The organism is Methylophaga sp. (genome assembly GCF_048266885.1).
In the GTDB taxonomy this organism is placed as follows: domain Bacteria; phylum Pseudomonadota; class Gammaproteobacteria; order Nitrosococcales; family Methylophagaceae; genus Methylophaga.
The window spans coordinates 1-6709 of sequence record NZ_JBLWYR010000043.1; the positions used below are offsets into that span (position 1 = coordinate 1).

Sequence of the window (6709 nt, forward strand, 5' to 3'; positions counted from 1 at the left end):
CCACACCCGGCTTACCAGTTGCACGTGCGTAGCCATCGGCCATATGAGTTGCGGCTTGTTCATGACGAACGAGAACGTGTTTGATTTTGTCGGTTTTTTCGTGGAGGGCGTCGTAGATATCAAGAACGGAACCGCCAGGGTATCCAAAAATTTGTTCTACGCCTTCTTCGATCAGAGACTGAACCACCATCTCTGCGCCGGATAACATTGCCATATTTTCTCCTTACCAGTGCCAATCACAAGGTCAGTAAAAGGATCTGGTTATACATAGTTAGGGCTTATTCGTAGCCTAATTCGAAAACTCTCCGCTTTCGGCTATGTCCCGTACTTGTCATAACAAGCACTAAGGTAACGCAACAACTGTAACGCTTTCTTTTCATCAGGTCTAACGGTGAAATTGACGCATTTTTAACAAGATATGGCAAAAAAACGGATATTAAGTATTCAATTCCAAATCTGACGTGAGATTCAGACCAGAGAGCAATTAAGTGGATTAAAAAAAGTGGAATATTTTGTTGGAACCAAATAAAAACCACAGAAAATAGGCAATAGCGACGGATTTTCTGACTGCGTAAAAATAAACATCCCCGCCAGGAAAACCTGGCGGGGATATAAAGGCTCAGTATAAAGCGGAAACAAACCTAAGAACGTTTGTCTTTTGGCTTATCTTGGTACATTTCTTCGATTTCATCCTGATAACGGTCATTAATGACTTTTCTACGCAGTTTTTGCGTTGGTGTCAGTTCACCGTCATCCATCGAAAAGGCTTTTGGCAGCAACTTGAAGCGTTTGACTTGCTCAAACTTAGCTAAGCCATGTTGTAACTCGTTCACCCGCTTTTCAAACATCTCGATGATCTGGCTGTGTTTGATCAGCTCCAGACGATCATGATATTTGATGTTCAGCTCTTTGGCGTACTCTTCCAAAGTATCAAAACATGGCACGATCAACGCGGACACAAACTTGCGCGTGTCAGCAATGACAGCGATCTGCTCGATGAAATGATCCTTGCCAATCGCACCTTCGATCACTTGCGGTGCAATGTATTTACCACCTGACGTTTTCATCAGCTCTTTGATACGGTCAGTAATAAACAGATTACCCTGCTCGTCAATATGTCCGGCGTCGCCCGTTTTCAGGAAGCCATGTTCATCAAACGACTGTGCCGTTTCTTCCGGCATCTTGTAGTAGCCACGCATCACCATCGGGCCACGAACCAAAATTTCATTGTTTTCACCAATTTTCACCTGAGCACCCGGCATAGCCATGCCGATTGAGTCCGGGTCAAAACATTGGTCGTCCCAACAGGAGACAGTCGCGGTGGTTTCAGTCATGCCGTAGCCCAGTTTGACATTAATACCGATGGCGTGGAAAAAGCGGCCAATGGTTTCGTCCAGCTTCGCACCGCCACAAGGCATAAAGTTAATGCGTCCACCTAATAACGCGCGCAGTTTACTCAGCACCAGTTTATCTGCCAACTGATGGCTCTTTTTCAATAGCCAGGACGGCGTGCGTTTTTCCTGATGACACAACGCCATCTTCGCGCCCATGTTGACCGACCAGGTGAACATGACTTTACGATGCAGCGGCGCGCGGGCGACTTTTTCATGAATCGCCGAGAAGATTTTTTCATAGAATCGCGGAACTGCACACATCACAGTCGGACGAACTTGACTCAGAGCATCACGCACCTGCCCCACGTCCTGCAAATAGCAGTTGGTTGCACCTTTATACAGCACGTAGCAGGTCCAAGCGCGCTCAAACACATGTGACAGCGGCAGGAAACACAGCGACACGTCATCACTGCTCAGGTTCAGGCGCTGATCATGTCCTTCAAGCTGCGCGCCGACATTGCGGTAATCGAGCATCACGCCTTTAGGTTTACCTGTAGTCCCCGAGGTATAAATCAGTGTAAACAGATCATCATCGCTGGCCTGATCCAGACGTTCATCAAGCAACCCGCGCGATGTATTCTCGCCCAAAGCAACAAACGCTTTCCAGCTCATGGCAAATTCAAAGTCGCCAAGCTCAATCGCATCACTCATCGCCACGATCAGCTGGAGTTGACCACATTGTTCAAACATGGCGACGGCAGCATCAAACTGCGGCTGTTCGCCAACAAACAACACTTTGACATCCGCATCCTGCAGAATGTAAGCAGCCTGTTCGGCAGTATTGGTCGGGTAAATCGGCACGGTTACCGCCCGGATCTGCAACGCTGCAAAATCGGCGATCGTCCATTGAGGCATATTGTTGGAAAAAATCCCGATCTTGTCCTGAACATCCATTCCGAATGTCAGTAACGCCATCGACATTGCATCCATCTCATCGCCAAACTGAGTCCAGCTGATGCCCTGCCATTCGTTGTCCATTTTATGTTTCAACGCGATACGACTACCGCCAGAAGCAACCTGCTCCCGAATGCGTTTTACGATATGAAAATCTAAATTGGCCATCTTATTTACCTATAGCTTACACCTGTAAGCTCTTTTGAGCGCACAAGTGTACATTCAGCCTTAAAAAAGGCAACTGACGGATGTCAAAGTTATCAACTAAACCTTGGCTTGCAGCCAATAAAAAAGCCTTAGATCAGGGCTTCCTAACCTAAGGCTAAATAAAGAGGCGTTTGGCGTTATTTCAACGCAACCACTTCTCCGCAAATCATCATCAATTGATCTCGTAACCAAATGTGTCCTTTGTCTTTTTCGCTTGATTCGTGCCAGCTCAGATAACCACTGATGCTGCCATTATCAAACGGGAATTCCAGAACTTGGAGCTGATCTTTATTGGCGGCATTTTCTACCATCCAACGCGGCGCAATCGTCACCAGTTCAGACTGACCGACCACATAGAGTACGTTGCTCAGGCTGGTGCCTTCATAGCTTGGCTGGCAATCCAAATCACGGTACGCCTGTTCAGAGAAGCTGCGTTGACCATGAATTTTTGACAGTTTAGCGTGTTGCTCGTTGGCCAGCGCTTCACGAGTGACTGCACCCTGCATGCGAGGGTGAGATTTTGCAGCTACTACCACCAGCTCATCCTGGAAGATTTCGGTGCTGGAAAAACCCTGCTCGTCAAAGCGAGCATAATCAATCACAAAGTCAATTTCCTGGTAGCGCATGCGCTCAGCCAGTTTGCGATCGAATTCCGCATCCAGATGGAGCTGCACACTTGGCGCCTGCTCATAGATGCTGGACATGATTTTAGGTGCAAAACGGATATCACATGGGCTGCAAATTGCCAGTTTAAACAGGCGGGTCGATGTCTCCGGAGAGAACACGGAACTTGGCAGTTCATTACGGATCAGTTGCAGTGCCTGACGAATCGGACCGAAAAGCTGACGAGCTCGTTGGGTTGGCTGAATACCACGTCCCTGGCGCATAAAGAGTTCATCATTGAACATCACTTTCAAACGAGCAACCGCGTTACTGACTGCAGGTTGTGACATTCCGAGATTGTGCGCGGCACGAGTAATATTCTGCTCTTGCATTACGGCATCGAAAACCGTCAACAGGTTGAGGTCCACACCACGTAGAGTGCTTTCCATTCGATAGCTCGCAATCGCGCTCATCGGATCTTTTTTGTCTAACATTAGGCACGCCTCTTATTGTTATTCTGATCTATGTCGCTGGATGATCAGTGACACAATGAATTTGGGTTGGCGAATAGATAACCGCTATTTGTAGTATTTATTCCCCAGATGTTTCCGGGCTGGCCGTTACTATCAACCATTCATTTATCGAATAGCAATAAGATTGATAAAATCTCAGTTTATTTTACCCAATTAGAAAAAAAGCCAATATTTTTCAAAATATTAGCTTTTTATAAAAAAACATAAAAATCGATATCAATGGCTTTTTTATAAAACATTGACGAGATTAATGATTGAACTTATGCGCAACAACTAATATTCACGCTCGCTATAAGTTAGCGTTTTTGCAATCTACAGCGTCATTAATTAATGGAAACGTAACTCGGGAAGTCGACTTGCTGCCACAGTGAATGACAAAGTTCAGAATGATCATGCCAGCGTCCCTGCAATACCCAGTCGGCGATCGCATTGGCGACATTCGGATAGACCACGCGTTCAGCCTGCTTTTCATCCAACCACTTACTCACTGCAGAAGCGTCAAGAAAATCCATCACCGAAGCGAGCCCCAAAATATCTAAGGTCGCGACATTACTTTGTTGTTCAAACTGGCCATTCAGCGGTTTCAGTAGCAGCTTTTTGCCCAGCGACAGCGCCTCAGAAGGCAATTCGAATCCGCCATTGGCAATCACACCAGCACAATGCTGCAGATGCTGGTGAAATTTGCTGTGGCATAGTGGACGAAATTCAACATTCTCAATCACCTCTTCTTCCATCACATTCGGGTGATAGAAAACAAAATGTTGATTCACAAAACGAAACAGTAACTCACACACATGGTCAATCTGCTCAAACGGCAAATAGACCAGAATGTAATCCTGACTGATGGTGGAAAGCCCGGCCGTATGCACAATCGGTGGCAGGATTGGCTGGTCAAAGTGATACCAATGCAACCCCAGATGATAATCGGCAGGCGCAAAGCGTTGCATGATCAGCTTGTCCAGCCAATTCGCTCCTTTGAGCGGTACCGGATAGCGGAATGCGTTCTGGTGACTGATGCCAATACAAGGAATGCCCTGACGCTTGGCAGCCCAGGCTGAGACGGGTTCAAAGTCGTTAATAATCAAATCGTAAGCAGATAAATCAAGCTGCTTAATTTCGCGCATTAACTGCATCGGGCTGTTGTTAAAAGCCGTTTTGACGTAATTAACTTGCCCCTGATGAGTCGAGAACGTCAATCCGCGGCGAGTTTGGTAACGGCCAAAACATTCCATCGAAAAATACTTGTTCTGCTCACGACCTGAAAAAAGAAAATCAACGTTTGCATCGCGCTGTGAAAATGCTTCACACATCGCGCGCGCGCGCGTGATGTGGCCATTGCCTGTACCTTGTACGCCATACAATATTTTCAAGCCATATACTCCAGCAGTGTGAATGAGAGCGTGGCACATCCCGTTCCCAGCATGGCACCAATAATCACATCAGTAAGAAAATGAACCCCAAGCAGAATACGCGCACTGCCAATTAACACCGCCCACATCAGTGCAAGGCCGTAAATTTCCGGGTAAAACTGTCCGATGAGTGTTGCCATTACAAAAGCCGCAGCGGTGTGCCCTGAAGGTAAACTGTAGCGATCAGACGGTGTAATAAAAGCCGTCAGCAGTGGCGAGAGTTCTTGTGGGCGGCGGCGCTGAAAACTGTTTTTCAGCCCCCAATAGATTGGCAGTTCGATCGCAAAGGCGAGCAAGCCAGCCAACAGAAAATACTGGCCGTGTTGGCCATCCAGCCACCATGCCAGAGCGCCAAACAAAGCATAAAGATGACCATCGCCGGTGTGCGAGACTGCTTTGCTTACGCGGGCAATAGGTTGATTGAATTTGTGCTGTAAGCAGAAAATTGAAAAGGCTAAGTCCAGCTTAGCGATAGGCTCGATGGCACGCATAAGCACCTCCTCTCCCTGTTGAGTCTCCTATCTAGGCACAAGATAAGAGGAGGAGATGACAAATCCGTGATGCTTTGTTTGTAAATGGATGACAATCAATGCGGATGCTAATCCACGATTAGAAAGCCCTGCTCCATTAAGCGAATGTTGTGTTCAATCAAACGATCCAGAAACTCCTCATTGAGTTCAATACCATGCACGGCCAGCAAAGCCCGCGGGGCGATAAACGGAAACACCATCAAGCTGATATAAGAGACCCTGCAAAGCTGAGGATCTACATCGGGACGAACCACGCCACGCTGAATCAATTTCTGGAACATCATATCCTGAACAGGTTTAGTCACATCCAGAATCACTTTTTCGATCAACTGGCGCTGCAGTTCCGATGGCGGCATCTGCATCACCTGCATGATCAAGCGCGGGAAATGTGGCACCTTAATCATCTCGCGATAGTAGGTCCGCATCACTTCAGTCAAGTTCTGGTGATTGCTGTCTGCCAGCAGGTGATCGATCTGCTCTTTCATAGGAGCTAGCGTGTCACGCAACATGGTTTCAAACAGTCCTCCTTTGCTGCCAAAGTAGTAGCGAATCATGCCAATATCGACTTGCGCTTTTTGGGCAATCAACCGGGTCGACACTTTGTCGTAATCCATCACGGTGAACAGCTCTTTGGCGTGCTGCAACAGCAATTCACGCACATCCGTGGGTTGTTGAGGACGCCCCGCTTTCCTTGTACTCATTTTTGATTCCGCCTATTCATCAATCGATGAATTATAGAAGTATCTTTTGTGACTGAATAGCATCAGGATAAAAACTCGCCGACTTAGCAGAAAATGCTAATTTTCAGAACCTTGAAACCAAAAGCTCTTGAGCATGAATAAAAAATCAACTTTAGGGTTGACGTCACTCAGCGAGTGCGGTACTAATCTGTTAACTTAAATTGTGGATTGTTACTAATGACAACTCGTTTTTCTCTACTCCTGAGCCTGCTCCTTATCGTGAACCAATCGCGCGGGTAGGCTGTGGAAGAAAGACACCACAACAGAAACACAAAAACCCGCACATGATGCGGGTTTTTTTATAACTAAATCCAGGAAGTAAACGATTAACTCTCGGAATGAGGAAGCAAACATGAACGATCAGGTCATTATATTCGACACCACCTTACGCGATGGTGA

Annotated in this window: 6 protein-coding genes; all 6 read right to left on the minus strand. The window is 46.8% G+C overall.

What is annotated here, in order from left to right:
• Positions 1-214: thiamine pyrophosphate-binding protein (locus tag ACN0V2_RS13555; protein WP_417551342.1), on the minus strand; the 214-nt coding region annotated here is incomplete at its 3' end.
• Positions 215-641: 427 nt separating this feature from the next.
• Positions 642-2456 carry an AMP-dependent synthetase/ligase gene (locus ACN0V2_RS13560; RefSeq protein WP_417551343.1) on the minus strand — a complete coding sequence of 605 codons (1815 nt, stop codon included), beginning with the start codon at positions 2454-2456 and terminating at the stop codon, positions 642-644.
• A gap of 176 nt (positions 2457-2632) precedes the next feature.
• Positions 2633-3592 carry a transcriptional regulator LeuO gene (gene leuO / locus ACN0V2_RS13565; protein WP_020432370.1) on the minus strand — a complete coding sequence of 320 codons (960 nt, stop codon included), beginning with the start codon at positions 3590-3592 and terminating at the stop codon, positions 2633-2635.
• A 362-nt stretch (positions 3593-3954) separates the two neighbouring features.
• Positions 3955-5001 (minus strand): MJ1255/VC2487 family glycosyltransferase, encoded by a 1047-nt coding sequence (locus ACN0V2_RS13570; RefSeq protein ID WP_417551344.1) that lies wholly within the window; start codon positions 4999-5001, stop codon positions 3955-3957.
• The gene (locus ACN0V2_RS13575; protein WP_020432374.1) at positions 4998-5531 is read right to left on the minus strand and encodes a phosphatase PAP2 family protein; all 534 of its coding nucleotides are present in this window, start codon (positions 5529-5531) and stop codon (positions 4998-5000) included. The genes ACN0V2_RS13570 and ACN0V2_RS13575 overlap by 4 nt, the downstream gene beginning before the upstream one ends.
• Before the next feature lie 107 nt (positions 5532-5638).
• Positions 5639-6271, minus strand: coding sequence for a TetR/AcrR family transcriptional regulator (locus ACN0V2_RS13580; RefSeq protein WP_024373488.1), 633 nt, complete (start codon positions 6269-6271; stop codon positions 5639-5641).
• Positions 6272-6709 lie beyond the last annotated feature (438 nt).

Coding starts and splice junctions, on each gene's coding strand:
- ACN0V2_RS13580 (WP_024373488.1), bottom strand. CDS start 6,271: ATGAGTACAAGGAAAGCGGGGCGTCCTCAACAACCCACGGATGTGCGT.
- ACN0V2_RS13575 (WP_020432374.1), bottom strand. CDS start 5,531: ATGCGTGCCATCGAGCCTATCGCTAAGCTGGACTTAGCCTTTTCAATT.
- leuO (WP_020432370.1), bottom strand. CDS start 3,592: ATGTTAGACAAAAAAGATCCGATGAGCGCGATTGCGAGCTATCGAATG.
- ACN0V2_RS13560 (WP_417551343.1), bottom strand. CDS start 2,456: ATGGCCAATTTAGATTTTCATATCGTAAAACGCATTCGGGAGCAGGTT.